28 protein-coding genes are annotated in these 26,393 nt (G+C 65.5%); 15 read left to right on the top strand and 13 right to left on the bottom strand.

Annotated elements, in window-relative coordinates; genetic code table 11:
- Positions 1 to 9: 9 nt before the first annotated feature.
- The gene (locus MAB_RS12430) at positions 10 to 3,783 is read right to left on the bottom strand and encodes a bifunctional nitrate reductase/sulfite reductase flavoprotein subunit alpha (protein ID WP_005079415.1); all 3,774 of its coding nucleotides are present in this window, start codon (positions 3,781 to 3,783) and stop codon (positions 10 to 12) included.
- Between MAB_RS12430 and MAB_RS25195 the strand changes: the two genes are divergently transcribed.
- A complete protein-coding gene (locus MAB_RS25195) occupies positions 3,766 to 3,951 on the top strand; it encodes a hypothetical protein (RefSeq protein ID WP_005125912.1) in 186 nt (61 codons plus the stop codon). The two genes, MAB_RS12430 and MAB_RS25195, sit on opposite strands and share 18 nt — an antisense overlap.
- 113 nt (positions 3,952 to 4,064) lie before the next feature.
- Positions 4,065 to 4,340, top strand: coding sequence for a GlsB/YeaQ/YmgE family stress response membrane protein (locus tag MAB_RS12425; RefSeq protein ID WP_005058449.1), 276 nt, complete (start codon positions 4,065 to 4,067; stop codon positions 4,338 to 4,340).
- Between the two features lie 121 nt (positions 4,341 to 4,461).
- Here the strand turns inward: MAB_RS12425 and MAB_RS12420 are convergent, their stop codons facing one another.
- The 4 genes from MAB_RS12420 to modA form a co-directional block, all read right to left on the bottom strand.
- The gene (locus tag MAB_RS12420) at positions 4,462 to 5,496 is read right to left on the bottom strand and encodes an APA family fibronectin-binding glycoprotein (RefSeq protein WP_005122600.1); all 1,035 of its coding nucleotides are present in this window, start codon (positions 5,494 to 5,496) and stop codon (positions 4,462 to 4,464) included.
- A gap of 170 nt (positions 5,497 to 5,666) precedes the next feature.
- Positions 5,667 to 6,728: a sulfate/molybdate ABC transporter ATP-binding protein gene (locus MAB_RS12415; RefSeq protein ID WP_005110932.1), complete on the bottom strand. Its 1,062-nt coding sequence runs from the start codon at positions 6,726 to 6,728 to the stop codon at positions 5,667 to 5,669.
- The gene (locus MAB_RS12410; protein ID WP_005091761.1) at positions 6,721 to 7,521 is read right to left on the bottom strand and encodes an ABC transporter permease; all 801 of its coding nucleotides are present in this window, start codon (positions 7,519 to 7,521) and stop codon (positions 6,721 to 6,723) included. Before MAB_RS12410 ends, MAB_RS12415 begins: the two co-directional genes overlap by 8 nt.
- The gene (gene modA / locus MAB_RS12405) at positions 7,518 to 8,345 is read right to left on the bottom strand and encodes a molybdate ABC transporter substrate-binding protein (protein ID WP_005110929.1); all 828 of its coding nucleotides are present in this window, start codon (positions 8,343 to 8,345) and stop codon (positions 7,518 to 7,520) included. Before modA ends, MAB_RS12410 begins: the two co-directional genes overlap by 4 nt.
- A gap of 195 nt (positions 8,346 to 8,540) precedes the next feature.
- On the opposite strand from modA, the gene MAB_RS12400 reads away from it, so the two are divergent.
- From MAB_RS12400 to MAB_RS12385, 4 genes are all read left to right on the top strand, one after another.
- A complete protein-coding gene (locus MAB_RS12400; RefSeq protein ID WP_005110926.1) occupies positions 8,541 to 9,224 on the top strand; it encodes an SDR family oxidoreductase in 684 nt (227 codons plus the stop codon).
- Between the two features lie 94 nt (positions 9,225 to 9,318).
- On the top strand, positions 9,319 to 10,302 hold the full coding sequence (locus MAB_RS12395; RefSeq protein WP_005110924.1) for an LLM class F420-dependent oxidoreductase: 984 nt from the start codon (positions 9,319 to 9,321) through the stop codon (positions 10,300 to 10,302).
- Positions 10,303 to 10,344: 42 nt separating this feature from the next.
- Complete coding sequence (locus tag MAB_RS12390) at positions 10,345 to 10,950, top strand: TIGR03086 family metal-binding protein (protein WP_005114352.1); 606 nt, start codon at positions 10,345 to 10,347, stop codon at positions 10,948 to 10,950.
- Positions 10,951 to 11,073: 123 nt separating this feature from the next.
- The gene (locus MAB_RS12385) at positions 11,074 to 12,528 is read left to right on the top strand and encodes an NAD(P)/FAD-dependent oxidoreductase (protein WP_012296549.1); all 1,455 of its coding nucleotides are present in this window, start codon (positions 11,074 to 11,076) and stop codon (positions 12,526 to 12,528) included.
- A 10-nt stretch (positions 12,529 to 12,538) separates the two neighbouring features.
- Here the strand turns inward: MAB_RS12385 and MAB_RS12380 are convergent, their stop codons facing one another.
- From MAB_RS12380 to MAB_RS12355, 6 genes are read right to left on the bottom strand one after another with little or no spacing between them, the layout of a single operon-like run.
- Positions 12,539 to 13,186, bottom strand: coding sequence for an urease accessory protein UreD (locus tag MAB_RS12380; RefSeq protein WP_005079402.1), 648 nt, complete (start codon positions 13,184 to 13,186; stop codon positions 12,539 to 12,541).
- Positions 13,176 to 13,868 (bottom strand): urease accessory protein UreG, encoded by a 693-nt coding sequence (gene ureG, locus MAB_RS12375; RefSeq protein WP_005079400.1) that lies wholly within the window; start codon positions 13,866 to 13,868, stop codon positions 13,176 to 13,178. Before ureG ends, MAB_RS12380 begins: the two co-directional genes overlap by 11 nt.
- 21 nt (positions 13,869 to 13,889) lie before the next feature.
- Complete coding sequence (locus MAB_RS12370) at positions 13,890 to 14,534, bottom strand: urease accessory protein UreF (RefSeq protein ID WP_005110918.1); 645 nt, start codon at positions 14,532 to 14,534, stop codon at positions 13,890 to 13,892.
- Positions 14,534 to 16,267 carry an urease subunit alpha gene (locus MAB_RS12365; protein ID WP_005079396.1) on the bottom strand — a complete coding sequence of 578 codons (1,734 nt, stop codon included), beginning with the start codon at positions 16,265 to 16,267 and terminating at the stop codon, positions 14,534 to 14,536. The genes MAB_RS12370 and MAB_RS12365 overlap by 1 nt, the downstream gene beginning before the upstream one ends.
- Positions 16,264 to 16,587, bottom strand: a complete 324-nt coding sequence (locus MAB_RS12360; protein WP_005110916.1) for an urease subunit beta — start codon at positions 16,585 to 16,587, stop codon at positions 16,264 to 16,266. Before MAB_RS12360 ends, MAB_RS12365 begins: the two co-directional genes overlap by 4 nt.
- A gap of 5 nt (positions 16,588 to 16,592) precedes the next feature.
- Positions 16,593 to 16,895, bottom strand: a complete 303-nt coding sequence (locus MAB_RS12355) for an urease subunit gamma (RefSeq protein ID WP_005058500.1) — start codon at positions 16,893 to 16,895, stop codon at positions 16,593 to 16,595.
- 148 nt (positions 16,896 to 17,043) lie between these two features.
- Between MAB_RS12355 and MAB_RS12350 the strand changes: the two genes are divergently transcribed.
- From MAB_RS12350 to MAB_RS12335, 4 genes are all read left to right on the top strand, one after another.
- Positions 17,044 to 17,799 carry a sensor domain-containing protein gene (locus tag MAB_RS12350; protein WP_005079392.1) on the top strand — a complete coding sequence of 252 codons (756 nt, stop codon included), beginning with the start codon at positions 17,044 to 17,046 and terminating at the stop codon, positions 17,797 to 17,799.
- Positions 17,800 to 17,810: 11 nt separating this feature from the next.
- Positions 17,811 to 18,551 (top strand): sensor domain-containing protein, encoded by a 741-nt coding sequence (locus tag MAB_RS12345; RefSeq protein ID WP_005091770.1) that lies wholly within the window; start codon positions 17,811 to 17,813, stop codon positions 18,549 to 18,551.
- A gap of 99 nt (positions 18,552 to 18,650) precedes the next feature.
- Complete coding sequence (locus tag MAB_RS12340) at positions 18,651 to 19,415, top strand: sensor domain-containing protein (protein ID WP_005079388.1); 765 nt, start codon at positions 18,651 to 18,653, stop codon at positions 19,413 to 19,415.
- Entirely contained in the window at positions 19,412 to 20,221 is an 810-nt protein-coding gene (locus MAB_RS12335) for a sensor domain-containing protein (protein ID WP_005088867.1), read from the top strand. The genes MAB_RS12340 and MAB_RS12335 overlap by 4 nt, the downstream gene beginning before the upstream one ends.
- Positions 20,222 to 20,351: 130 nt before the next feature.
- Here the strand turns inward: MAB_RS12335 and MAB_RS12330 are convergent, their stop codons facing one another.
- On the bottom strand, positions 20,352 to 20,762 hold the full coding sequence (locus tag MAB_RS12330; RefSeq protein WP_005079384.1) for a PaaI family thioesterase: 411 nt from the start codon (positions 20,760 to 20,762) through the stop codon (positions 20,352 to 20,354).
- Between the two features lie 177 nt (positions 20,763 to 20,939).
- Entirely contained in the window at positions 20,940 to 21,698 is a 759-nt protein-coding gene (locus MAB_RS12325; RefSeq protein ID WP_005075510.1) for a hypothetical protein, read from the bottom strand.
- A gap of 78 nt (positions 21,699 to 21,776) precedes the next feature.
- On the opposite strand from MAB_RS12325, the gene MAB_RS12320 reads away from it, so the two are divergent.
- From MAB_RS12320 to MAB_RS12300, 5 genes are all read left to right on the top strand, one after another.
- Positions 21,777 to 21,914 carry a hypothetical protein gene (locus tag MAB_RS12320; protein WP_005091772.1) on the top strand — a complete coding sequence of 46 codons (138 nt, stop codon included), beginning with the start codon at positions 21,777 to 21,779 and terminating at the stop codon, positions 21,912 to 21,914.
- A gap of 29 nt (positions 21,915 to 21,943) precedes the next feature.
- Positions 21,944 to 22,351, top strand: a complete 408-nt coding sequence (locus MAB_RS12315; protein WP_005058519.1) for a BlaI/MecI/CopY family transcriptional regulator — start codon at positions 21,944 to 21,946, stop codon at positions 22,349 to 22,351.
- 14 nt (positions 22,352 to 22,365) lie between these two features.
- On the top strand, positions 22,366 to 23,331 hold the full coding sequence (locus MAB_RS12310) for a M56 family metallopeptidase (RefSeq protein ID WP_005075506.1): 966 nt from the start codon (positions 22,366 to 22,368) through the stop codon (positions 23,329 to 23,331).
- Positions 23,332 to 23,475: 144 nt separating this feature from the next.
- Positions 23,476 to 24,930: an NADP-dependent phosphogluconate dehydrogenase gene (gene gndA / locus MAB_RS12305; protein WP_005091773.1), complete on the top strand. Its 1,455-nt coding sequence runs from the start codon at positions 23,476 to 23,478 to the stop codon at positions 24,928 to 24,930.
- 25 nt (positions 24,931 to 24,955) lie between these two features.
- A complete protein-coding gene (locus MAB_RS12300; RefSeq protein ID WP_005088872.1) occupies positions 24,956 to 26,392 on the top strand; it encodes a GuaB1 family IMP dehydrogenase-related protein in 1,437 nt (478 codons plus the stop codon).
- Position 26,393: the final 1 nt, after the last annotated feature.

Below are 26,393 nucleotides of genomic sequence, written 5' to 3'. Positions count from 1 at the left end.
CGAGGTGCGTCAGTACACGTCGCGGACGTACCGTTTTTCGGCCACAAGTTCCTTACGGAACTCGAGAGCTTGCTCCCCCGAAAGCTTTCCGTGCTTCTGTGCGATCGTGAGCAGCGCGCCGTCGACGTCTTTGGCCATACGACTGGCGTCACCACACACGTAAAGATGTGCGCCCTCATTGAGCCACCGCCACAGCTGTGCGCCCTGTTCCATCATGCGGTGCTGGACGTAGATGCGTTTGGCCTGGTCGCGCGAGAATGCGAGGTCGAGTCGGCGCAGTGAGCCGTCGCGCAGAAAGCCGTCGAGTTCGTCGCGGTAGTAGAAATGCTCGGTGCGGTGCTGATCGCCGAAGAACAGCCAATTGGCGCCCGTGTGGCCGAGTGCCCGGCGTTCCTGCAGGAACCCGCGGAACGGGGCAATACCAGTTCCCGGGCCGATCATGATCATCGGCGTGTCGGACGTCCTGGGCGGCCGGAAATGCGGCGAGCGCTGCAGAAAGATCGGGACAGGCAGGTGCTGGGCACGATCGGCCAGGAAGGTCGATCCCACACCACCGCGCGGCGAGCCGTCCGGCCCCTGATATCGGACTATGGACACCGTCAGCGAGATGGCCTGCGGACTGACCAGCGGGCTCGACGATATCGAGTACTGGCGCGGGGTGAGTCTGATCAGTACCTGCTGCCACTCCTCAATAGCAGCGCGGATCGGGAATTCACGGATCACATCCAGCGCGTTACGCCCGCGCAGCCAGACCTCGCGCGCTTGGGTATCGCGCCCCTGTAGCAACTTGGCGGAGTGCTTGTCGCGGCGTCGCTCGGCGATGAAACGCAGCAGATCCTCGGTGACCCGGCAGATGTCATAGTGATTGGCCAGGGCAGTGGCCAACGGAAGCTCTCCCCCATCGATCGTCACGGGCAGCTGAGCATCGAATCCGGTTGTGGTGAGCCAGCGTTGGACGTCTTCCTCGCGGTTGGTCGGATAGATTCCGAGCGCATCGCCCGCCGAATATGAGACATCGTGACCGGTCAGATCGAATTCTATGCGCCGCACTTCCTTGCCGGAGTTCGGCGCGGACAGAAGCTCGTTGTGCGACAACGCCGCCAAGATGGGCGCGTCGCGCGTGAAGCGTTCCGGCGCGGCCACCCGCAGACCCTCACTACGCAATTTTCGAACGGTCTCGACGATCGCGGTTGCACCATCGCCTATCGCGTCCAGCAGGTCCGCGGTCCACGATGCGACGAGCGTGCGATCGGTGGCCTCGCCGTCCACTCGGCCCAGCAGTGGACTGGCACCCAGCTCGTGCAGCCTGGCGTCGAGCGCCTTGGCGTGCCCGCAGAAGTCGGCGTATGCGCGGTCGCCGAATCCCAAGACGGCATAACGCATGTGGTTCAAGGGTTTTGTGTCGCCCGACAAGGCAGCCCAGAAGCGTGCGCCGTTGTCGGGTGGCCCGCCCTCGCCGAAACTGCTGGCGATCACCACCGCGGTGTTGACACCAACCAGGTCGGCCGGATCGCACTCGTCCATCGCGGTGATGGTGGCCGAGATTCCCGCCGTGTGCAGGAGCCGGTGCACCGACACGGCCGCGGTCTCGGCGTTTCCGGTCTGCGACGTCCACAGGATCGCGACGTCCCCCAACGCTTCTTTCTGCTTCTCGGGCATCGAATCGGCCTTGGTCCGCCCGGTGGGCCGCAAGGCGACGGCGCTCACCTTGAACTCGGGTTGCAGTGAATCCGGATCGACGGCGTCGTTGGTCACGGCGTTGATCGTCAGGCCCGGACCGTGCGCGTCATTCCAATGGAAGGGCGCAAAACAGCTGCCACGTTTGACCCTGTCACTGACGAGCGCGGGCAACTCAGCGGTGCCGCGGCGTGACGCTATCTCGACTATGTCGCCATCGGAGATTCCCAACGTCGTGGCGTCGTGTGGGTGGATCTCCACAAAGGGCGACGGGTGCAGTCGATCGAGGGTCTTGATGCGGCCGGTCTTGGTCAACGTATGCCAATGGTGTTGCAGGCGTCCGGTGTTGAGAACCACGGGATAGCCTTCGCCGGGCAGTTCCGCGGGGTCGCGATGTGCGCGGGCGTGGAATACCGCACGGCGCGACGGGGTCGGGAAGGCCAGCCGTGGTACGACCCCGTTCTCATCGACATGCGGGTGCTGACTGATGCCGTCGTTCAGGTAGCGGATGGGGTTACGGTCCACCTCGCTCTCGGGCGGGCAGGGCCACTGCACCGGCCCCTGCCGCAGCCTCGCGTAGCTCATGCCGCGCATGTCGTAGCCGGTACGCGGATTCCAGAACGCGCGAATCTCCTCGAAGATCTCTTCGCTCGATGAATAGCCGAACGCGTCGCCGAAGCCCATCGCGGTGGCGATGTCGCAGATCAGCTGCCAATCGGGCCGGGCATCTCCCGGGGCCTCTACGGCCCTGTTGGTCAGGGTGGCGGTGCGCTCTGAGTTGATGGATACGCCGTCGGATTCGGCCCACAGCGCGGCAGGCAAAAGTATGTCGGCGTACTCGTTGGTGGCCGTAGCCAGGAACGCGTCCTGTGCGATCACCAGTTCCGCCCGCCGCAGCCCGTCGACCACATTCTTCCTATTCGCCACCGAGGCAACAGGATTCGTACAGATAATCCAGCACGCTTTGATGTTCCCGGCGGCCATCTGGGCAAACATGTCGACAGTGCCGGTACCAAACTCCGCACGGATGGAGCCGGGGGGCAGTTGCCATCGTTTCTCGACAAAGTCGCGGTCTGCCGGCGATTTAACGGACCGCTGGCCAGGAAGACCCGGACCCATGTACCCCATTTCCCTGCCGCCCATCGCATTTGGCTGTCCGGTCAACGAGAACGGCCCACTGCCGGGGCGACAGATAGCGCCGGTCGCCAGATGTAGGTTGCAAATCGCATTGGTGTTCCAGGTGCCGTGGGTGCTCTGGTTCAGACCCATCGTCCACAGCGTCATCCATTCGCGGGCTTCCCCGATCCACCGGGCTGCGGTGCGGATGTCCTCCTCGGCCAGCCCGGTGATCGCCGCGACGACGGCGGGCGCATAGCCGGCGAGGAACTCGGGCATACCGTCCCAGCCCTCGGTGTGCTGGGCGATGAATTCGGCGTCGACAGCGCCGTTCTCAACCAACAGATGCAAAAGCCCGTTGAGCAGGGCTAGATCGGTACCCGGAGTGATCTGCAAAAACAGATCGGCACGGTCGGCGGTGGCCGTGCGCCGCGGATCCACCACGATCAATCGTGCGCCGCTGCTGAGCCGGTCCGCCATGCGCAGGAAAAGAATCGGGTGGCAGTCGGCCATGTTCGCACCGATGACGAAGAACAGGTCGCTGTGCTCGATGTCCGAGTACGACCCCGGCGGACCGTCGGCACCGAGCGACTGCGCGTATCCGGTGCCCGCACTGGCCATGCACAGCCGCGAGTTCGACTCGATATGGGTCGTGCGGATGTAGCCCTTCGCGAGCTTGTTGGCGAGATACTGTGCCTCCAGGGTCATTTGACCGGACACATACAGCGCGATCGCATCGGGGCCATGATTGTCAAGGATCTCGCGTAGTCGCCGGCCCGCTTCCGCGGTAGCTGCCGCCAACGGCGCCGGAATCGGCTGCTGCCCGCGAATCGAACGAAGGTGCGCCGTCGTCATCCGCCCGTCGGCCGCCATCAGTTGCGCGTGCGTGGCGCCCTTGGTGCACAAGCGCCCCTGGTTGCTGGGATGCAGCACGTCGCCCTCAACGGTGGCGACAGTGACCGGGCCCGCCGCATGCGCGTCGGTGCGCACGACGACACCGCAGCCGACGCCACAGTACGAACATGCGGCGCGCTGCGTGCCTGGCGGCGCGACAACTTCAGTCACACCGCCATGGTGCGCGAAGTAGATTCCCGAATTCTTCCGTCAGCGTTATCCGACTGTCACGGCGTCCTCACCGCACCCCACGCAGCGGTGTGAGATGGCAATGGCCGACTGCGCGTCGTAATGGCGCCCCGGCACCGGTATTCCACTAGCATCAGCAACGGGTCGACGCTCGTTTCCTGAAGTACACATACTCGAAGGAGCTAGACATGGTGTTGAACATCATCTGGATGATCATTCTCGGCTTGATCGTCGGCTGGATCGCCCGGCTGATCGTGCCCGGCAAAGAAAACTTCGGCTGGATCGCCACCGCATTGCTCGGCATCATCGGCGGTTACGTCGGCGGGACCCTGGGCAGTCTGGTGTTCGCCCCGCACAAATTCACCGTCACCCCGCCGATCAATCACGCCTTCCTCGGCGCGCTGGTGGGCGCGGTGATTCTGCTGGTCGCCTACAAGTTCATCGCGGGCAAGACCAAAAGCTAGTTTCGGCGACACAGCGGGGCCTGAATTACCGCCAGTTCGCTGGCTTGACCCGTCGACCACCCGCGCCATTGCGCACTTCACCGTCGGTTTCACAGCTAACCGACGGTGAAGTGCGTACGCGCTAGACCGGCACGCCGGGTGCGGGCGGTGCCGCGGGTGGCGTCGGCGGTGCGGGCTGTCCTGGCGCTGCGGGCTCGGCTGCGGGAGCCGCCGGTGCCGTGGGCGCCGGAGGAGCCGGCGGCTGGTTCGGATCAGCCGGCGGCGGTGGCGGCTGATTCGGGTCCGCGGGCGGCGGGGCGGGCTGATTGGGGTCGGCCGGCGGGGCGGCCGAGGGTGTCGGCGGAGTGGGCGGGGTCCACGGACGGATCGACTCGGTCAACGCCTTCGCCACGCCCTTGTCGACGGGCGACGCCGCGGTGCCGAGCCAGACGATGAACCAGCGGTCCTTGCCCTTACCCACCGCGGCAGCCCAGATTTGGCCGGGCTCCTTGGCGGCGTCATCGAATTTGACCTCGTAATACGACGAAGCCGCGGACATACCGGCGACGTCAAAGCTCTGGTCTTCCTGGTTCACGCGGTTGCCCGGATAGGGCATGAAGAACTCGCCCATGTCCGAGGCAAGCCTGCGCGCAGCCTTCTGGTTGTCGGGCTCGGCGCCGGCGAATAGCTTGAGGTCCAACCGTCCCAGCAGGATGCTGCCGTTGGGTGCGGCGGGATTGGTCAGCAGTGCCGACCCGTACGTCAACCTGCGGGCGTCCGACTGCACCCAACCTTGGGGCACAACGAAACTGAATCCGCCTTGGTCATTGTTGACCCGTCCGCCATCTGCCGGGGCGCCCGGGGCAGGCGGTGGGGTGGGCGGCGCCGGTTGGCCAGGTGCCGGTGCGGGCGGAGGCGTCGTCACCGTGGTGGGGGTCTCCGGGTTCGGCGCCGGCTGCCCCGGAGCGGGCGTTGCCGGCGGCGCGGGCGGCGGAGGCGCATCGGTGGTCACCAGATGGATATTCGCCGTGCGCACCGTGGCCGGCGCCTGGTCGACCGGCGTGGCAGCGAGGGTGTACGCCCCCGCCCCGGACAGCGAGGTGACCGCGATGGTCGCCGCTATCACCCGCGCCCGGTGCGTCCGCTTCGCCGCCGATGTTGCCCGTGGTTGCTGCATGCCAATGAACGTACCGGTTTGTCGTGCGCGTGCAAGCGTATCCGGCAATCGGCGCGCCCGATTCGCCGAAAGCCACGGTTTGCGCCCATGCGCGATTATTCGGCGCGGTGAGGAGGGGTTTGGCTGACCAGAAGCAAACATAGGTTTCCTCTCAAAGTCCCCGTCCCCAGCTATTGCGCCGCCTGAATGACGACCTCGTGTGCCTTCACGGCAAAGTACGCCGGCGTATCGGGCGCGAGCCTGAGTTCCGCCGCGGCGGCTGCGGTGATATGCGCCGTGAATATCGTGGCCCCCCTACTTGCCGTTACAACCACGCTGCCGCCATGTGCGGTCAGAGTGGTGATCGATACGGCGATAACGTTGCGTGGACTGCCTCCCGGTGGGGACAGATACACCGCGACATCGCGCGGGGTGAACACCGCGACGGCGTGCTGCCCCCGCGGTACCCGTTCTCCGGGCCCGGCCCACACACCATGGATGGCGAGATCACCGCTGTGCAGTGCCCCGTCGGCACCGGCGATGCCGTCGACCAGATTCACTCCCGCGAAACGCGCACCGAACTCGCTGGTGGGGCGCGCCAACACCGTGGCCGTATCCCCGAGTTCGGCCACCCGGCCCGAGTCCAGCACCAGCACACGATCGGCGACGGCCACCGCATCCATGACGTCGTGCGTCACGATCAGGGCGCTTTGTCCATCTCGCCCCAGCACCTGGCTCAACAGCGCCCGGATGGCGGGCGCGCTCTCGGCATCCAGCCCAGCCAATGGCTCGTCGAGCAGCACCAGATCGGGTTCGGTCGCCAGGGCACGTGCGATGGCCACCCGCTGCGCCTGTCCCCCGGACAGCTCACCCGGGCGGCGCTCGGCGAGATCGCGGGCACCGACCGCCTCCAGCCATCGGTCCCGTACCCCGGCGACGTCGCCTCCACGGATACCGAACTCGACATTGCGCGCCACCGTCAGATGGGGAAACAGCGATGCCTGCTGGAGCAGTAGCGCCGTGCGCCGCCGGTGGGTGGGCACGAATACGCCGGTGGCGCAGTTCGTCAGCAGATGATCGCCGAGACGAATCTCCCCGGTGTCCGGTCGCAACAGCCCGCCAACGAGCGCCAGCACGGTGGACTTGCCCGCCCCATTGGCGCCGACGATCGCCAATGTCTCACCCGCGGCGACGGTGAACCTCGCCCGTACCCCACGGGCGAGGTGACCCGCGTCGAATCGCAGCTCACTCATAACCGCCACCCGCCGGGCGTCGGGTCCGTGCACCGACAACGGCAAGGACAACCGCCGCCACCGCCACCAATAGCAGCGACAGCGCCACCGCGGCCTGCGGATCGGATTCCCGTTGCAGATAGATCTCCAGGGGCAGGGTGCGCGTCACACCCTGCCGCGATCCCGCGAAGGTCAATGTGGCACCGAACTCCCCTAGCGAACGCGCGAAAGCCAGCACAGTGCCCGAGGCGAGCGCCGGCATCACCAGGGGCAACGAGACGCGGCGCAACACGGTGGTGGGTGGGGCACCCAGACTCGCGGCCACCTCGTCATAGCGCTGTCCGGTCGTGGTCAGCGCACCCTGCAAACTGATGACCAGGAACGGCAGCGAGACAAAGGTCTGCGCCAGAACCACGGCAGACGTGGAGTACGCGATGCGAATCCCCGCGGCGTCCAGGTAGTGGCCCAGCAACCCCAGCTTTCCGAAGGCATAGAGCAGCGCGATGCCGCCGACCACCGGCGGCAACACCAGTGGCAACAGGATCATCGGGCGCAGCAGCCGAGTCATCCGCCCGGGCCCACGAGCCAACACCACCGCCAGCGGCACTCCGAACAACAGACACAGCGCCGTGCTAGCCAGACAGGTCCTGACGCTGAGCAACAGCGCCGCCTGCGATGCCGGGCTGGTGACCAGCGCCGGGAACTGCCCCCAATCGGCCTTCACCACCAGCGCCAGCAGCGGCAGCACGATGAGCGCTGCCCCGATGGCCGCGGGCACATAGACCCAGCGCGGCAGACCGGGGGCCGGGGTCACGGCGCGGAGAACCCCGCCGCCGCCAACACCTTGTGACCGATATCGCCGGTCACGGTTTCGATAAACTGGGCGGCGCGCTCTGGATGACGTGAATTCGCCGTTGCCGCAATCGGATAAGTGTTCACGATGGAGCGTGCCTCGGGGATCTCGACGGTAGCCACCTTGTCGGCCGCCGCCTTCGCATCGGTGACGTACACCAGACCGGCGTCCGCCTGGCCCGCAATCACCTTGTTCAGCACATCGGTCACCGAGGATTCCTCACTGGCCGGATTCAGATGCACCCCAGTCTCTTTGGACACACCGGCCGTTGCGGCGCCGCAGGGCACCTGCGGCGCGCACACCACAACATCGAGGCCCGGACGCGTCAAATCCCCGAAGGCGCCGATGCCCTTCGGGTTGCCCGGCGCCACCACGATCGTCAGCGTGTTGGCGGCGAAATCAACGGGGTTGACGACGGCGTGCGCCTTCCATGCCTTGTCCATGTTGGCCGAGTCCGCGGTGGCGAGCACGTCGGCCTGAGCGCCTTGCGTCAGCTGGGTGACCAAATCGGAGGAGCCTGCGAAGGTGAACTCGACGGTGGTGCCCGCGTGCGTCGACTCGAACGACCTCCCAATTTCTGTGAACGCCTTGCGCAGTGAGGCCGCGGCCAGCACGTGTAACCGGACGGGGTCGCCCGCGCCGGTCGAAGGGCTCGCTGAGCCGCCCCCGGATCCGGTTCGTGTGCCGCAGCCCGACACGATCAACGAACCCGCGAGAAGTGTTGCGGCGAGAACTTTCCACGCTCTACTGGTCAGGACATTCCTTGTGCTGCCGGTCACCGCCACAACCCTAGCCGCAGCCGAGGCGATACGCGGTGGTCAAGGGTATTGCTACCGTCCAGTAATATTGGGCGTCAAACCCGTGCGACCCGGCCGCCAAATCCGGGGTATGAGGTCCGGGTTGTGTCACGATCAAGCTGATCAGGCCTGGCTTCAGGTTCAGATTGGTAAGGCTTGCAAGAAGGTGAGGAAGGTACCGCCATGGACGTACTGGTAACCGGAGCGGTTAACGAGGTCGGCCGGGCGGTGGCGGCAGAGTTCCGCAACGCCGGCCATCGGGTCGTCATCACCGGCCCCAACGCCGACGAACTCGAAATCGCCGCCAAGGAGCTTGAGGTCGACGCCATCGTGTGCGACAACGCCGACCCCGACAGCTTGGAAGATAACGTCGAGCTCTTCCCTCAGCACCTCGATGCCATCGTCAACATCCCTAATCCCGTCTGGAGCGAGCCCGGCCCGCACCTGGGCACCCTCACCGACACCGGCGAAGCCTGGCTGTCACGGTACGAGTCGAGCGTGCTCACCGCGGTGCTGACCGTGCAGGCCATAGGCGATCACCTCCGTTCGGGCGCGGCCATCATCAATCTGTGCACCCTCGGCACCCGCGACCGGTCGGGTGCGACCACCGCCGCCAAGGCCGCACTTTCCGCGTGGACCGCGGAGCAGGCCGAGCGGATGGGGACCCGCGGCATCACTATCAACACCATCGCCCCCGGACAGTCGGCGGAGGCCAACTACGACGGCCTCGACAGCACCGAGGACGCACACGAACTCGTTGCCGGCGAGATCGCCCGGCTGGCGTTGTTCCTGGCCAGCCCGCAGGCCCGGCACATCACCGGCCAGACTCTGCACGTCAGCCGCGGGGTTCCCGCCGGAGTTAGCTGACTCAAGCTGGAGTGCACTCCAGCTTGATATGCCGAATTGCCTTGCAGGGCAAGACCGTAATGCCACACCGGCGGATCGGGCGTAGGCTGGCCGAGTGACCATTCGGCTCGGATATCAGATTCCCAACTTCTCCTACGGCACCGGTGTCGCCGAACTCTTCCCCACCGTTGTCAAACAGGTGCGCGAGGCAGAGGCGTCGGGCTTCGACACGGTCTTCGTGATGGATCACTTCTATCAGCTGCCCATGATCGGCACCCCAGACCAGCCCATGCTCGAGGCGTACACGGCGCTGGGCGCTCTCGCGAGTGCCACCAGCACCATCCAGCTCTCCACGCTGGTCACCGGCAACACGTACCGCAACCCGGCCCTGCTCGCCAAGGCGGTCACCACGCTGGACGTCGTCAGCGGCGGGCGCGCGATCCTGGGCATCGGTGCCGGATGGTTCGAACTGGAGCATCAGCAGCTCGGATTCGAGTTCGGCACCTTCACCGACCGCTTCGAGCGGTTGACCGAGGCCTTGGAGATCATTCCGCCGATGCTCCGCGGGGAGCGTCCCACCTTCGAGGGCAAGTACTACCGCACCGAATCGGCGCTTAACGAGCCGCGGCTCCGGCCGAACATTCCGATCATGATCGGCGGCAGCGGCGAGAAGAAGACCTTCGGTTTAGCGGTCAAGTACGCCGACCACCTGAACCTGCTCAGCTCGCTGGATGAGATTCCACACAAGCTGACGGTGCTGCGGCAGCGCTGCGAAGAGGCCGGGCGCGATCCGTCGACGCTGGAAACGTCGGCCTTCTTCTCCGTCTTCATCGATGACGATTCGGCGACGGCATGGAAACTGGCTGCCTCGCAGCTGAGCCAGAACGGCATCGATCTGGACACCCTGCCGGACGAGGCCCGGGCTCAGGTGCTCGGGCGCACCCTGGTGGGCAACCCCGAGGAGATCGCCGAGCAGGTGCAGACCCGGGTCCTGGACCAGGGCATCGACTCCGTCACCCTGAACGCGCCCGCCACCGGGCATCTGCCGGGTGTGGTGGAGCTGATCGGTAACACTCTTCGCCCGCTGTTCAAGAACTAGTTGACGGCATCATCGCCCGCACCTCACCGGCCTTCGGGCAGGATGGGTGATGTGGAGATACCGTTCAGTTTGCGACCCGCGGCCTCGGCCGTCGCAGCCCTGCTGCCCGGCATCTCCGACAGCGCCTTGGACAACCCCACACCGTGCACCGAACTCACCGTTCGTGCGCTGGTGAACCATGTGATGGGGCTGTCACTGGCGTTCCGGTACGCCGCGGCCCCGGCGGAAGCTGCCGCGGCGGGCTTCGTGTCGTCGGGACCGTCGTTCACCGAGGACCTCGATCCGCAGTGGCGCACATCGCTACCGCGGCGGCTTGCCGATCTGGTCGAAGTGTGGGAGCGACCCGTGTCGTGGGAAGGCACATCGACGATCGCCGGCAACGTGATGCCCAACCATCAGGTGGCGATGGTGGCCCTCGACGAATTGGTCCTGCACGGTTGGGATTTGGCGGTCGCGACCGGTCAGCCGTTCGAGTTGCCCGAGGGGACAGATCCTGGCCTTTTCGGGTTCATCACCGACCTGGCATCTGACGGCGGCATACCAGGCCTGTTCGGCCCGCGCGTGTCAGTGGCCCCGGATGCGCCCCGTTTCGATCGCATGCTGGCTATGTCCGGACGTGATCCAGGCTGGCAACCCGAGGTCATGTGAGATATTTCGCTAAACTAACTGACGCGACGTGCCGGGAAATCCCGACTACGGTTGGGGTGTTGGACAAAGTGTCAGCCAAGGTGCATAACCGCAGTTGAGACACTATTCGATGAGGAGTGATCGATGAGCACGACACCAGACGCCGCTGGTGCTGCGGCGCCTGTCGCGGCCAATCCGCAGCCCAAGATCCAGGACGCGCTGACGCCGAAACACCGAGTCGTGATCATCGGATCGGGGTTCGGCGGCCTGACCGCTGCCAAGACACTCAAACGCGCCAACGCCGACGTGACACTGATCGCACGTACGACCCATCACCTGTTCCAGCCGCTGCTGTATCAAGTGGCCACCGGCATCATCTCCGAGGGTGAGATCGCTCCCCCCACCCGGCAGATCCTCAAGGATCAGGACAACGCTCAGGTCGTTCTCGGCGATGTGACGAGCATCGACCTGGAGAAGCAGGTCGTACATTCCTCGCTGCTCGGGCATGACTATTCAACGCCCTATGACAGCCTGATCGTGGCGGCCGGAGCGGGCCAGTCCTACTTCGGAAACGACCATTTCGCCGAATGGGCCCCGGGCATGAAGTCCATCGATGATGCCCTGGAACTGCGCGGGCGCATTCTCGGCGCATTCGAACAGGCCGAACGTTCCAGCGACCCGGTCCGGCGCCGCAAGCTGATGACCTTCACCGTGGTCGGGGCCGGCCCGACCGGTGTGGAGATGGCCGGACAGATCGCCGAGCTGGCCAACGAGACCCTCAAGGGCACCTTCCGTCATATCGATCCCACCGACGCGCGTGTCATCCTGCTGGACGCCGCGCCGGCGGTGCTGCCGCCCTTCGGCCCGAAGCTCGGTGACAAGGCGCGCAAGCGTTTGGAGAAGCTGGGCGTCGAAATCCAGCTCAGCGCCATGGTTACCGACGTCGACCGTAACGGGCTGACCGTCAAACATGCCGACGGCTCGATCGAACGCATCGAATCCTGGTGCAAGGTGTGGTCGGCCGGCGTATCGGCGAGCCCGCTGGGCAAGAATCTGGCCGAACAGTCCGGCGTCGAGCTGGACCGCGCCGGACGCGTCAAGGTGGGACCCGATCTATCGATTCCGGGACACCCCAACGTGTTCGTGGTCGGCGACATGATGGCCGTCGACGGCGTGCCCGGGGTGGCACAGGGTGCCATCCAGGGCGGACGCTACGCCGCCAAACAGATCAAGGCCGAGCTCAAGGGGCGCAGCCCCGCTGAGCGTGCGCCATTCAAGTTCTTCGACAAGGGCTCGATGGCCACCGTGTCGCGGTACAGCGCAGTGGTCAAGATCGGAAAGATTGAGTTCAGCGGATTCATCGCCTGGCTCAGCTGGCTGGCGCTGCACCTGGTCTATCTCGTCGGCTTCAAGAATCGCTTGGTGACCCTGATCCTGTGGTCGATTGCGTTTGTTACCCGCTCGCGCGGTCAAATGGCGATCACCGAGCAGCAGGCTTGGGCGCGAACACGTCTGGATCAACTCGAGGAGCTCGTCGCGGAAAAGAACGGCGACGAGGAGCCGACCACGCAGCCCGACAAGGAAAAGGCAGCAAGCTAGACGGATGTCGTCAGTCGGGCGGTAGACGCTGCCCCTGCCAGGTGAGCAGGGTGGCGTCTCCGGCCAGACCCAGCAGTGTGCCGCCTGTCGGGAGCTGTTCAATGGAATCCGTTGCTGGATAGCGCAATTCACTGATCAACGCCAGGGGCCGGCCCAGTTCGTCGTCGGTCACCGATCCGGTACCGAGTTCAACGCGATGCCGCAGCAACGGCGTAGCGCCGATGTCGGCGTCGAGTTGGCCGCTCCAGAATCCCGATGACTCCCCCGCCCTGCCGATCTGCACCCGCTCCCGCAGCCGCAGGCCGACACCGACTGATCCCCGAACGGTGACATGAGAATGGTGAGAAGCGTTGGCCGCCACAATGGTTGGCGCCGGGTCCAGATCCAGCAGCCCGGCCACCGCACAGTCCCATGTCGCGAACGACCTTAGGTTTTCGCGGCCGGGCAGCGCCACAGCTGCCGCCACCGACCGCACGCGCAGCATCGCGCCTTCACCGACCTCGATTCGCACCGAGATCTCGTCACCCCCCAGTGGACTAGCGGCCACGCCGACGAGATGGACGGTATCGGTGTCGGTGATTCGCCCCTGCAGACTGCCCGTGCAGCGCAGCCGAGGGAGCCGGCCCTTCTCCGCGATGATGTGGACGTCAGTGCGCATGGTCCGTTTGGTGCGCCTCGGTGAGATGCGCACGCACCCAGGCCAACACCTCGGAAGCCGCGGGGTCCTCGGTCAACGAGATCATCGCCGTCGGCCGGCCCTCGCGCACGGCCGCGGCATCGCGCGCCATCACGGTGAGATCCGCGCCGACCATCGGTGCCAGATCGGTCTTGTTGATCACCAGTAGATCCGAGAAGGTCACGCCGGGACCACCCTTGCGCGGCACCTTATCGCCGCCCGCGACATCGATGACGAAGATCTGCACGTCGATCAGCCCGGAGGAGAAGGTAGCGGTGAGATTGTCGCCACCCGATTCGACGAGGATGAGGTCTAGCGGCTCGTTGGTGGCGATCAGATCCTCGATCGCGTCGAGGTTCGCCGTGATGTCGTCGCGGATGGCGGTGTGCGGACAGCCGCCGGTCTGCACCGCCGTGATGCGCTCGTCGGGCAGCACCGCATGGCGGCGCAGGAAGTCGGCGTCTTCTGTCGTGTAGATGTCGTTGGTTAGGACCGCGACGGAGATTTCGTCGCGCAAGGTGCGGCACAGCGCGGCGACCAGCGCGGTTTTGCCCGACCCCACCGGCCCACCGATACCGATGCGCAGCGGCTCCCCCGGCTGACGAACGCGTCGCGGCCGGTCGATGTGCTGGTGGGGCTGGCCGTCTATCAAGTGCGGTGGCATAACGATCCAATCTTGTGAGGACTACGAAACAAAAAGCGGGCGTTCACGTGTCAGGTGCTGCTCGGCGAGCACGTCCAGCAGCGGGTCGGACAGACTGGCCAACTCGGTGGCGGCCAGGGTAGCCGTCTGCTCGCACAGGCCCGTCAGTTCCAGTGTGCCCACCGCCACCTCGGCGGGGTCCAGCGCCAGCAGCCGTTGTCCGGCGGTAGCCGACCCGGTCAGTGTGGTGTAGACGACCACGAGGGCGATATCACGCCCGCTCAGCCCCGTTGCCGCACCAACGACGCCGTAGACGACCGCCAGATGAGGATGCCGGCCGTGCGGGCTCCAATCGATATGGGGCCAGGCGATTCCGGCTAGGCGCCGCAGCCCGCGGCCCTGGGCGCGGGAAGCGTCCCGGGCTGCCCGGGACGGTGTGCGCGCATCCGTCTCGGCGTCAGCCCGCGCCGGATCCAGCCGACCGGTAGTGACGGCGGCCGCGATAGAGCCGGCGACCAGGCCGTGGGTGCGGATACGCCGACGCAGATATGCCATGAGCGTCGCACAGTCCCGGACGAGCCCCTGCGCGATGGCTTCCTCTACCCCACCGGAATGTATGTGTGAACCGGTGGGTAACCGGGAGTCGGCGAGCGACAGCAGCAGCGCGGTTGTATGTGCCGAATCCATCAGAACAGGAAATATCGTTGCGCCATAGGTAATTCCGCAGCGGGATGCTCTTCCCATACCTCGCCGTCGATACGCACGGTGAAGGTATCGGGGTCTACCCGGATATCGGGCATGGCATCGTTGAGTGGCAGATCCGCCTTGCCACGGTTGCGAACATCACGAGTTGGGACCAGTCTGCGCCGCAACGCCAGTCGGGCCGCCAGGTCATCTTCGATGGCCGTGGGCGATACGAAATGCACCGCCAGCCCCGCCGCGACGGCATGCATGGCACTGAACATCGGGCGCGGGAACACCGGCTGCGGCGTGGGAATGGACGCGTTGGCATCGCCCATTGCCGCCCAGACGATGCCTCCGCCCTTGATGACCGCATGCGGCCGCACCCCGAAAAACGCCGGTTCCCACAACACCAGATCGGCGAGCTTGCCCACTTCCACCGAGCCGATCTCGTGATCGATGCCGTGGGTGATCGCCGGGCAGATCGTGTATTTCGCGACGTACCGGCGTACCCGGTTGTTGTCGTTTCCGTTGGGCCCGGATGGATCTCCCGGCAGCGCGCCGCGGCGCTTCTTCATCACATGCGCGGTCTGCCATGTTCGCATCACCACCTCGCCGATGCGCCCCATGGCCTGGCTGTCGCTCCCGATCATCGAGATCGCCCCGATATCGTGCAGCAGATCCTCGGCCGCGATGGTGGACGGCCGGATCCGGCTCTCCGCGAATGCCAGGTCCTCCGGGACTGCGGCGTTGAGGTGGTGGCAAACCATGAGCATGTCGAGATGCTCGTCGAGGGTGTTCACCGTGTGCGGGCGAGTCGGGTTCGTGGAACTGGGCATGACATTCGGGTGGCTGGCGACGGTGATGATGTCGGGCGCGTGACCGCCACCGGCCCCCTCGGTGTGGTACGCGTGGATCGCCCGCCCGCCGATCGCCGCCAGTGTGCCTTCCACAAATCCGGTCTCGTTGAGAGTGTCCGAGTGCAAGGCGACTTGCACGTCGGCCTCGTCCGCTACCCGCAGGCAGGCGTCGATCACCGCCGGGGTGGTTCCCCAATCTTCGTGCAGTTTGAAACCCGCTGCGCCGCCACGCAATTGCTCCCACATGGCATCTGGATTGACGGTATTCCCCTTGCCGAGCATCAGAATGTTCATGGGCCAGCCGTCGAGCGCCTGTAGCATCCGGCCCAGATGCCAAGCTCCCGGTGTGACGGTAGTGGCCTTACTACCCTCGGCGGGCCCGGTACCGCCACCGATCATCGTGGTGATGCCGCCACTCAGCGCCTCCGGCAGGATCTGTGGACAGATGAAGTGCACGTGACAGTCGATGCCGCCGGCAGTCACGATCCTGTTGTTACCGGCGATGATCTCGGTTGACGGCCCCACGATCAGGGCGGGGTCCACCCCGTCCATGATGTCCGGGTTTCCCGCCTTGCCGATACCGACGATACGACCGTCGCGGATACCGATGTCGGCCTTAATGATTCCCCAGTGGTCGATGATGATCGCACCGGTGATAACGGTATCCGGAGCGCCGCCGGCACGGGTGAGGCGGCTCTGCCCCATCGACTCCCGTAACACCTTGCCTCCACCGAAGACCGCCTCCTCACCGGCCAAACCAGGTCCGCCGCAACGGTCTTCGGTGATCTCGATGATCAGATCGGTATCGGCCAGGCGGATGCGATCGCCTGTCGTCGGGCCGTAAAGCTTCGCGTAATGCTCCCGCGTCAGCCTGGTCACGTCGGATCACCGCCATCGAGCTGCCCGGGTGCGTCCAGGGTCAGCCCGTGCACCTCGCGGCGACCGCGCAAGGGCACCAGCTCAACGCGTTGTGCGACACCGGGTTCAAAGCGCACCGCGGTGCCCGCCGGAATGTGGAGCCGATGACCGTGGGCGGCCGCGCGGTCAAAGTCGAGCGCCGGATTGGATTGCGGGAAGTGCACATGACTGCCCACCTGGACCGGGCGGTCGCCGGTGTTCACGACCTCGAGTTCGATGACGATCGCACCCGCGTTGAGCTCGATATCGTCGGATGCGAACAGGTATTCGCCGGGAATCATCTGGCTCATCCGATCGGGTGATGCACGGTGACGAGTTTGGTGCCGTCGGGAAAGGTGGCCTCCACCTGAACATCCGGGATCATCTCGGGCACGCCGTCCATGACATCGTCACGTCCGAGCACCTCACGGCCGCTGACCATCAGCTCCGCGACGGTACGGCCATCGCGCGCACCCTCCAGCAGATGATCGGTGATGATCGCGATGGCTTCGGGGTGGTTGAGCAGTAGGCCTCGGGATCGGCGCCGCCGCGCCAATTCCGCCGCATAGGAGATGAGCAGCCGTTCCTGCTCGTGCGGGGTCAATCGCATAAGGGGCGATCCTGCCACGATCCGGGCGGCCCGGCACTCTCACAGACGCCGCACAGGCGGTGATGAGGTTTCGCGACGCGGCCAAGATCGTGGATGCAAGAATCTTCCCGAGCTCGCGGTGTGTATGGAGTCGATCAGGAGGGTGCACATGCGGTATGGAATGACGTTGGGGTGTGCGGTCACGACCGCGGTGCTGATGGCGGGGTGCACTCAACCCAGCGAAGGAATCAAGCCGGTGGCGGCGCCGTCCACCACTACCGCGGAGATGCCGATGACAGCCGGCACCTCGGCGCCCCCATCCGTCCCCACCACCACCAAGGCGCCCGCCCCGCCACCGCTGGTGGTGACGCCGGACAAGATCGAATCGATCTTGGGCTCACGTGCTGATGTCGGCAAGATTCTCGGCACCACGCTGGAGTACGACAACAACGATTCATCGCCGCCGACCGATCAGATCGGTGGCGCGCCCGACTGCGCGGCGCTGGACATTCCAACTGCCAGTCAACTGGGATCGGAATGGACCACCTACCGGTGGAATTACTATCGCGAGACCAAGGACCGGACCGCGTACATCGTGAGTCAGGTAGCGGTTCTCTACCCCACCCGCGAGGAGGCGGCGACAGCCTTCGTCCATGCGTTCCCCAAGTCCGCGGCGAAGACGTGCGTGGGCGCTGAGATCACCAAACAAGACCAGAAGTGGACCATCAGCAATATCGCGGAGATCTCCGACAACACGGCCAAATGGACCCAACTCCAGGCGCTCCAGCGCACACCCTGGCGCTGCTTCTTTGACTTCCGCAACAAGAACAACGTGCTCTTCGGGGCGTACCTGTGCCAGTACGGCGATGGTGTGCCGGGCGTGACGACTATTACCGACCGGATCGCCGCATGGATCCCGCAGTGAAAGGACCGGCCATGATGAGCGCATCGGTATTTCGGAAGGCCGCGATCGTGGCATGTGTGGCGGTTGTCCTGACGGGCTGTTCGCTGTTCGGCGGCGGCCAGAAGGGTCCGGCGTCGTCGGGGCCGTCGGCGACATCGGGAGCATCGGGCCCATCCGCGGCATCGACGACCTCCACGGTCGACCCGATCAGTCCCGACACCGCCAACTCGCTCATCGTCCCGAAGAATGACGTCGCCGAACTGGTCGGTTCCACCCTCGACTACGAGGGGAAAGCCTCGAACCCCTCGTCCGCGACGGTCGAGGGTAAAGAGTCGTGCCGGGCCCTGATGGTGCCGTTGACCATCGACATCGGTGACAAATGGACGACCTATCGGAACGTTTGGTATCAGGAGACCAAGGACTCCTTCTCCCACTTGATCACCCAACGTGTACTGCTTTATCCATCGCGCGATGACGCCACGGCAACCTACGCCAAGGAATTCGCCGCCGACAGCCGCACCTGCTCGGGTGAGGACCTGAAAATCGATACGGCGACCTGGCGGGCGTCCGTGCGGGATGCGTCAGAGGATCACACACGCTGGGTGCTCGACGAAATTGTCGACGGTAACCCCTCGGGATGGCGCTGTATGGCGGAGGCGCGCGCGATCGACAATGTGCTCTTCATGGCCATGATCTGCCAACGCGGAAATGCCGCCCCCGCCGTCAAGGCCATCGTGGACAGGATGGCGGCGGGCGCCACGAAATCGAAGTAGTCAATCGCCCGCGGCACACATGTAACACTGGGCGCGAGCGATCCGATGTAGCCATGATTTGGGTCGATCAGAGGCCGATATCACCAGGGAGGGAATGGGATGCGTCACGTGTTGGCCGCCGGATGGCTTGGCCTGGCAACGATGCTCGCGGTCAGTTGTGGCACGCAAAGCGGTGGCATCAAGCCGATACCGGTCGGAGCGACCGAGACATCGGCCGCTGCCGATAAGGGTGCGGACGCGGCCATCGCGAGCCCCAAGTCGAGCGCGCCACCGGTAACGACCTCACTTGAGCCGCCGGCACCGGTGATCGTGACACCGGACAAGGCGGAATCGATCATCATTTCCGCTGACGATGCCGGCAGACTGGTCGGCTCCCCGCTGACATACGAGCGCAAGTCCTCCAGCCCGAGCGATTCACTGGCGTCCGGCAAATGTCAGGCACTGACAGGTCTGCGCACCGAGTCACTCGGCGACGAATGGACCACCTACCGGGGTGCTCGCCAACAGGAGACGGAAAAACGCTACGACCACATCGTCTGGCAGTCGGTCGTGCTGTTCCCGGATCCCAAGTCCGCGGCAAGCCAACTACAGGCGGCCTATCCCCGGTCGTTGTCATCGTGTGCGGGCTCCCGCCAAACCGAGGGCGATGACGAGTGGCAGATCGGTGACATCGTCAATGACGGCACGAGCGTGAAATGGACACGACAGGAAACCCCGAACGGAAAGCCCTCGGGATGGCGATGCTTCTACGACTACCGAGTGAAGAACAATGCCCTCTTCGGCAGTCTGTTGTGCCAGAACGGCAACGGCGCTCCGATAGTTTCCGCGATCGTCGATCGCATGGCGGAGTGGATTCCGGCATGACCGCGGTGACGAACACGGCAGGGGGACTGATGACGATTCCCACCACGAAGAGCAGGGCGCGAACTGTGCTGTGCGTGACCGCAATCGCCGCGCTGGCACTGTCTGGATGCACCAGCCAGCAGGGCACGACCGAAACGTCCGCCACCCCCACCACGACGACAAGGAGCGTGAATCCGCCGGCTCCGTCCCTGCCGGACAGTGGCCCGGCGGGCCTGACCGGGTGGCCAGGACAGGACAAGATCACCGAAGAAGCCATGGTGTCGGCGCTGTTCACCGACGAGGAGATCGCCAGGGCGCTGGACACGGAAGTCGCCAAGACCAACAAGCGCGACAAGCCCTTCACCGCCACCGACTCCGACGACGCGAGCTGCAATGTGACGCAGGGACTTACGGTCGAGTCGGTGGGCAAGGACTACGAAACCTTCCGCGGCACCGAGATGCTGTTGGGCGACGCCAAGAACCCGGACGCACAGGTGTATCAAGCCATCGCGGCGTACGGCGACAAGAACGCGGCGCAGACGCAGTTCACAACGGCGTCCGACGAGGTCAAGGCTTGCGACGGAAAGACCTACAACTTCACCGACCCGGACGGCAACAAGGTCCCGGTGACGGTTTCGGTGGCGTTGCGCAACACCAAGCGGGTGAATTGGGCCCTGACCTATGGGCCGAGTAAGTACCGCTGCTTCGTGTCGTACAACGGAGTCGCCAATGTGGTTGTGCAGACCCAGGTCTGCGCACGCAGTAATTCGAAGCAGTTGGTGCAGAAAATGGCCGACAGAATCGTCGACAAACTGCAGCTGAGTTGATGAGCCTCCGGATCCTGCGGGGACGGGGTCCGGGCGGGGGACGAGGATGGCGGCCCGACCATCGGGGGGCTGGCCGACATCGCTCGAATGAGCTCGGGTGGGCGCACGGGGAGTCGCGCCCACCCGGGTCTCACAGGTTCTGTAGACGCACCTGGCCGCGTGCGACCGTCCGGTTCTGGTCGTCGGTGATGGTGACGAGCCACAGCTGCTGCCGGCGGCCCCGATGGATGGGCGTGGACGCCGCGGTGAGGGTGCCGGTCGAGATCGCCCGCAGGAAATCGGTGTTGTTGTTGACCCCGACCACCGCGCTCTCCTCCCCCAGCACGTTGGCCCGCCAGACGAACGCGGACACACTCGCCACGCTCTCGACCACCGAGCAGTACACGCCTCCGTGCACGATCCCATGGGGCTGCAGGAGATTTTCGGTGATGGCGAGGCTGGCGGTCACTCCATCGGGGGTCAGCGAGGTGTATTCGAGTCCCACGAGCCTGTCGAAGGGCGCGGTGGGCATCTTGCTGAACTGCTCCGGCGTGTCTGACATCTGATGTTCATATCAGTGCGGCACCTGCCAACGAAGAAGTGCCCCACCTGCCTGAGCAGGTGGGGCACTTCCTTCGAGTGGACCGGGGGTCTCTGCAGCCCTCAGGACTCCGGCGCGGTCCGGGTGTCTGGTCGCGCGGTAGCGCGTTCGACGAGATTTAGGATAGGCAAGGCTGCCCTAAATTGCAAGGGCTTTGTGTCGGACCGGCAATCCGAGGGTCATGAACCGGTCCAAGATGGCCTGCCCACGGCGCATTCCGTCGGTCTCACTGGACCGCGCGAGCAGCGGCACATGAGTCGCCGCACCCACCACCGTCGAGCCGACCAACTGCCACATCTGGCCGATTTCCATCGCGCCCGAGCTGACGTTCGACAGGCGAGTGAACAACGGCGTGAGCGCACGGTGGCATCTGTGCGCGGTCCACGCGGCGAGGGCGTCCTCGCCGGGGAAGACCACGACCTGCTGACGGTCCCGGTCCGGGTCGTCGGGCAACACCCGCAATGTCGGGTCGACGACGCCAGCCCAGTCGATGCAGCCCTCCGAGTCGAAGTAGACCCACAGGTTACCCAGCCCCGGATCCCAGGCGCGGCCCTCCAGGACGACCAGGGCGACCAGCCGACCGACCACGGTGTGCACCAGTGCATCCGCGAGCTGATGGACGGCAACCGAGTCGCTACCGGTCTCCTCGACGGCGCGGGCATACATCTGCTCAAGCCGATCGGTGTTGAGCGCCCGCGCGAGCGGCCACCATCGTCGACGGCCCACATCGGACATCACGGCGACCCCATAGGCGCGCGGACACTCCGGATACAGCTCGCGAAGTCTGGTGCTCGACTCGTGCAATGGCAGCGATTGGCGGATGGACATCCCGGCGATCAGAGGATCGTCGGCGATGAGACTCCTGGTCGAAGAGGATCGGTCGATGGCCAGTGTCACAGTTGGCAGCCTCCCTTCACGTAGACAAGATAGGTAAGCCTAACCACATGTAGGATGACATCGCCAGGTGCGGGTGTTGTGACTGCCCTCACCGAAGCTCCTGATCATGAGGCCCGCGATGACGTGTTCGGCCCACATGATGAGAACGGATCGAGCACCGGAACAAAGATCCCGTCCCGGTTCGTTGGCCGTGAGAAGCAGTACGACTGGATGTAGTACGGCATTGCGTCGGAGGTGAACGTAGAATGTTCGGAATGGCACGCCTGGGCGAACTTGAACGCGCGGTGATGGACCACCTGTGGTCCTCCCCCGAGCCTCAGACCGTGCGTCAGGTTCACGAGGCATTGTCAGCGCGACGCGACCTCGCCTACACGACCGTGATGACGGTCCTGCAGCGCCTCGCCAAGAAAGACTTGGTCGTGCAGCACCGCGATGACCGTGCCCACCGGTATGCGCCGGTTCACGGCCGTGATGAGCTGGTCGCGGGCCTGATGGTGGACGCCTTGGCGCAAGCCAACAATTCGGGCGCCCGCGAGGCCGCACTGGTGCACTTCGTGGAGCGCGTGGGCCCGGACGAGGCCGACGCGCTGCGCCGGGCACTGGCCGATCTCGAGGCGAAAGATCCATCTGCTGGCGGTCGCCCCACCGAGTAAGGGACACTAGTTATGTGTCCGCCCTGGCGTTCGCGATACTCGCGCTGCTGCTGACCGGTCCCGTACCGGCGTTGCTCGCGCGTGCGCGTTGGCCCTACCGCGCACCACGGGCAGCCATGGTGCTGTGGCAGGCCATCGCCGTGGCCGCCGTGTTGTCGGCGTTCAGTTCCGGGCTCGCCATTGCGAGCAGGCTGCTCGTGCCAGGCCCGGACGGCCATCCGACCGCCACCATCACCGGCGAAATCGACCGTCTTGGTTGGGGTTTGTGGCTGCTTTACGTCACAGTATTCGCGATCACGATCCTCATCGGCGTCCGCCTGATGGTCTCGGTGGTACGGGTGGGGGTACGCACCCGGCGCCGCCGCGCCCGCCACCGCGCCATCGTTGATCTGCTGGATCACAAACGCTACTGCGAGAACTGGCGCGGCGGCTACGACATCAACCGCCGTCGCGATCACGATCTACGCGTTCTGGAAGTCGATGAGCCGCTGGCCTACTGTCTGCCGGGCGTACGCAGCCGGGTGGTCGTCAGTGAGGGGACGCTGAGCACCTTGGGGCACAACGAGGTCACCGCGATCGTGGCACACGAGCGGGCCCATCTGCGTGCCCGGCACGATCTGGTGCTGGAGGCGTTCACCGCCGTCCACGACGCGTTCCCCGTCATCGTGCGCAGCAAGAGCGCGCTCGACGCGGTCAAACTACTGGTCGAGTTGCTCGCCGACGACGCCGCCGTCCGCACCGCCGGCCCGACTCCGCTGGCCCGCGCGTTGGTCGCTTGTGCCGGCGGCCCGACGCCGGTCGGCGCGATGGCCGCAGGCGGGCCCACCACCCTGATCCGGGTCCGCCGCCTCGGCGGAAGTGGAAACAGCCTGCTGCTGTCGTGCAGCGCCTACACCGCGGCCGCCGCAATCCTGGTGGTGCCCACGTTGGCCGTCGTCATCCCGTGGTTCACCGAACTTCAGCGCCTCTTCAGCAAGTGACCCGCCAGTAGGTGCCCCGCGCTCGCGAGCCGAAAGCGACTGCGCGAGAATCGGTGATGAGGCGCCCCTATGTGGGAGCGCTCCCCGGCTTGCGCGATGAGCGAACGGCTTTGGTGCGCAACACGTCAACGAAAGGATGTGCTGGTGACGGCTGCAGACGGCTCGGCGCAGGGTAAGGCTCAGATCGGCGTGACGGGACTTGCCGTCATGGGATCCAATATCGCGCGCAACTTCGCGCGGCACGGATACACGGTCGCACTGCACAACCGGTCCATCGCCAAGACCGACGCGCTGCTCGCCGAGCACGGATCCGAGGGGAACTTCGTCCGCAGCGAGAGCATCGAAGAGTTCGTGGCGGCCCTGGAGCGGCCGCGCCGCGTGCTCATCATGGTCAAGGCCGGTGACCCGACCGACGCGGTGATCAACGAACTGGCCGATGCCATGGAGCAGGGCGACATCATCATCGACGGCGGCAACTCCCTGTACACCGACACCATCCGCCGCGAGAAGGCGATGGCCGACCGCGGCCTGCACTTCGTCGGTGCCGGCATCTCCGGCGGCGAGGAAGGGGCGCTCAATGGCCCCTCGATCATGCCCGGAGGACCGAAGAAGTCCTATGAGTCCCTCGGCCCGCTGCTGGAGGAGATCTCGGCGCACGTCGACGGTGTGCCCTGCTGCACCCACATCGGCCCCGATGGCTCCGGCCACTTCGTGAAGATGGTGCACAACGGCATCGAATACTCGGACATGCAGCTCATCGGCGAGGCCTACCAGCTGCTGCGCGACGGCCTCGGCATGAGCGCACCGCAGATCGCCGATGTCTTCACCGCATGGAACAAGGGCGAGCTGGAAAGCTACCTCATCGAGATCACCGCCGAGGTGCTCAAGCAGGTCGACGCCAAGACCGGCAAGCCACTCGTGGACGTCATCGTCGATGCCGCCGAGCAGAAGGGCACCGGCCGCTGGACCGTCAAGTCCGCACTCGACCTGGGAGTGCCGGTCACCGGCATCGCGGAGGCCGTGTTCGCCCGTGCGCTGTCCGGCTCGAAGCCGCAACGCGCCGCTTCCGTCGGCTTCGCCTCAGGTCAGCTCGGCGAAAAGCCAAGCGATGCAAAACAGTTCGTTGAAGATGTGCGCCAAGCGCTGTACGCCTCCAAGATCGTGGCCTACGCCCAGGGGTTCAACCAGATCGCGGCGGGCAGCGCCGAGTACGGCTGGAACGTCAGCCCTGGCGATCTGGCCACCATTTGGCGTGGCGGCTGCATCATCCGCGCGCAGTTCCTCAATCGGGTCAAAGAAGCATTCGCCGATCGGCCGGACCTGGCCACGCTGATCGCGGCACCGTACTTCCGCGACGCCGTCGAGAAGGGCATCGACAGCTGGCGGCGCGTGGTGGTCACCGCCACCCAGCTGGGTATTCCGGTACCAGGCTTCGCCTCGTCGCTGTCTTACTACGACGGTCTGCGTACCGATCGCCTGCCCGCCGCACTGACCCAGGCGCAACGCGACTTCTTCGGTGCCCACACCTATGAGCGCATCGACGCCCCCGGCAAGTTCCACACGCTCTGGAGCGGCGACCGCAACGAAGTAGAGGCGTAACGGCCAGAAGAGTAGGGCGTCACATATGAAGTTCCTGGACGGGCAGCGGCCGCCGTACGATCTCACGTATGACGACGTCTTCGTGGTGCCCAACCACTCCGACGTCACCTCGCGGTTCGATGTCGATCTGACCACCGCCGACGGCACCGGCACCACGATTCCCATCGTGGTCGCCAACATGACGGCGGTGGCAGGGCGGCGGATGGCCGAGACTGTCGCGCGCCGCGGCGGTATCACCGTGTTGCCCCAGGATCTTCCGGTACAGGCCGTCGCGCAGACCGTCGAGTTCATCAAGAGCCGGGACCTGGTCTACGACACACCGGTGACCCTGGCACCGGACGACTCGGCCGGCGAGGCAATCGCGCTGATCCACAAGCGCTCACACGGGGCCGCGGTGGTACTCGAACACGGCAAGCCACTCGGACTGGTCACCGAGGCGGCATGTACCGGCATCGACAGATTCACCCGGGTGCACGACATCGCGGCCACCGACTTCGTGACGGTGCCGACGGGGACCGACCCGCGTGCGATCTTCGATCGCCTGTCCGAAGCGCACGTGCCGGTCGCGGTACTGACACGCCCGGACGGGACGATGGCCGGCATCCTCACCCGTACCGGTGCGATTCGGGCGGGCCTGTACACCCCGGCCGTCGACGACAACGGACGCCTGCGCGTCGCCGGGGCCGTCGGTATCAACGGCGATGTCCGCGCCAAGGCGAGCGCCTTGGTGCAGGCCGGGGTGGATCTGCTGGTCATCGACACCGCGCACGGTCATCAACAGAAGATGCTCGACGTACTCGCCGCGGTCGCCGAATTGTCGTTGGGCGTACCCATTGCCGCCGGCAATGTGGTATCGGCACAGGGCACCCGCGATCTGATTCGGGCCGGTGCGGACATCGTGAAGGTGGGCGTGGGCCCGGGCGCCATGTGCACGACGCGAATGATGACCGGCGTGGGCCGCCCACAGCTTTCCGCAGTCATCGAATGCGCAGCCGCGGCAAGAGAACTCGGCGCTCACGTGTGGGCGGACGGCGGGGTTCGGCATCCCCGCGATGTCGCACTGGCGCTCGCGGCCGGTGCCGCCAACGTGATGATCGGCTCCTGGTTCGCCGGAACCCACGAGTCCCCTGGCGACCTGCAACTCTCGCCCACTGGACGGCGCTACAAGGACAGTTTTGGGATGGCCTCCAAACGTGCCGTGGCCGCCCGCACCGCCGGCGACAGCGCCTTCGACCAGGCGCGCAAAAGCCTGTTCGAGGAAGGTATCTCCACCTCCCGGATCGAATTGGACCCGCAACGTCCCGGCGTGGAGGATCTCATCGACCACATCATCTCGGGTGTGCGCAGTACCTGCACCTATGTCGGTGCGCGGACGCTGGGCGAGCTCCATGAACGCGTGGTTCTGGGCGTGCAGTCCGCTGCCGGATTCGCCGAGGGACGCCCCCTTCCCGAAGGTTGGTGAC

It is taken from the genome of Mycobacteroides abscessus ATCC 19977, assembly GCF_000069185.1.
GTDB classification, from domain to species: Bacteria; Actinomycetota; Actinomycetes; order Mycobacteriales; family Mycobacteriaceae; genus Mycobacterium; species Mycobacterium abscessus.
The sequence above is the reverse complement of the archived record's forward strand: the minus strand, read 5'-3'. Positions and strand labels throughout refer to the sequence as shown.

What these genes read in the sequence shown, in the direction of transcription:
- MAB_RS25195 (WP_005125912.1), top strand. Translation starts at nt 3,766, where the DNA reads ATGCGCGTCGGTGCGCACGACGACACCGCAGCCGACGCCACAGTACGA.
- MAB_RS12425 (WP_005058449.1), top strand. Translation starts at nt 4,065, where the DNA reads ATGGTGTTGAACATCATCTGGATGATCATTCTCGGCTTGATCGTCGGC.
- MAB_RS12420 (WP_005122600.1), bottom strand. Translation starts at nt 5,496, where the DNA reads ATGCAGCAACCACGGGCAACATCGGCGGCGAAGCGGACGCACCGGGCG.
- MAB_RS12415 (WP_005110932.1), bottom strand. Translation starts at nt 6,728, where the DNA reads ATGAGTGAGCTGCGATTCGACGCGGGTCACCTCGCCCGTGGGGTACGG.
- MAB_RS12400 (WP_005110926.1), top strand. Translation starts at nt 8,541, where the DNA reads ATGGACGTACTGGTAACCGGAGCGGTTAACGAGGTCGGCCGGGCGGTG.
- MAB_RS12390 (WP_005114352.1), top strand. Translation starts at nt 10,345, where the DNA reads ATGGGTGATGTGGAGATACCGTTCAGTTTGCGACCCGCGGCCTCGGCC.
- MAB_RS12385 (WP_012296549.1), top strand. Translation starts at nt 11,074, where the DNA reads ATGAGCACGACACCAGACGCCGCTGGTGCTGCGGCGCCTGTCGCGGCC.
- MAB_RS12380 (WP_005079402.1), bottom strand. Translation starts at nt 13,186, where the DNA reads ATGCGCACTGACGTCCACATCATCGCGGAGAAGGGCCGGCTCCCTCGG.
- ureG (WP_005079400.1), bottom strand. Translation starts at nt 13,868, where the DNA reads ATGCCACCGCACTTGATAGACGGCCAGCCCCACCAGCACATCGACCGG.
- MAB_RS12370 (WP_005110918.1), bottom strand. Translation starts at nt 14,534, where the DNA reads ATGGATTCGGCACATACAACCGCGCTGCTGCTGTCGCTCGCCGACTCC.
- MAB_RS12360 (WP_005110916.1), bottom strand. Translation starts at nt 16,587, where the DNA reads ATGATTCCCGGCGAATACCTGTTCGCATCCGACGATATCGAGCTCAAC.
- MAB_RS12355 (WP_005058500.1), bottom strand. Translation starts at nt 16,895, where the DNA reads ATGCGATTGACCCCGCACGAGCAGGAACGGCTGCTCATCTCCTATGCG.
- MAB_RS12350 (WP_005079392.1), top strand. Translation starts at nt 17,044, where the DNA reads ATGCGGTATGGAATGACGTTGGGGTGTGCGGTCACGACCGCGGTGCTG.
- MAB_RS12345 (WP_005091770.1), top strand. Translation starts at nt 17,811, where the DNA reads ATGATGAGCGCATCGGTATTTCGGAAGGCCGCGATCGTGGCATGTGTG.
- MAB_RS12340 (WP_005079388.1), top strand. Translation starts at nt 18,651, where the DNA reads ATGCGTCACGTGTTGGCCGCCGGATGGCTTGGCCTGGCAACGATGCTC.
- MAB_RS12335 (WP_005088867.1), top strand. Translation starts at nt 19,412, where the DNA reads ATGACCGCGGTGACGAACACGGCAGGGGGACTGATGACGATTCCCACC.
- MAB_RS12330 (WP_005079384.1), bottom strand. Translation starts at nt 20,762, where the DNA reads ATGTCAGACACGCCGGAGCAGTTCAGCAAGATGCCCACCGCGCCCTTC.
- MAB_RS12315 (WP_005058519.1), top strand. Translation starts at nt 21,944, where the DNA reads ATGTTCGGAATGGCACGCCTGGGCGAACTTGAACGCGCGGTGATGGAC.
- MAB_RS12300 (WP_005088872.1), top strand. Translation starts at nt 24,956, where the DNA reads ATGAAGTTCCTGGACGGGCAGCGGCCGCCGTACGATCTCACGTATGAC.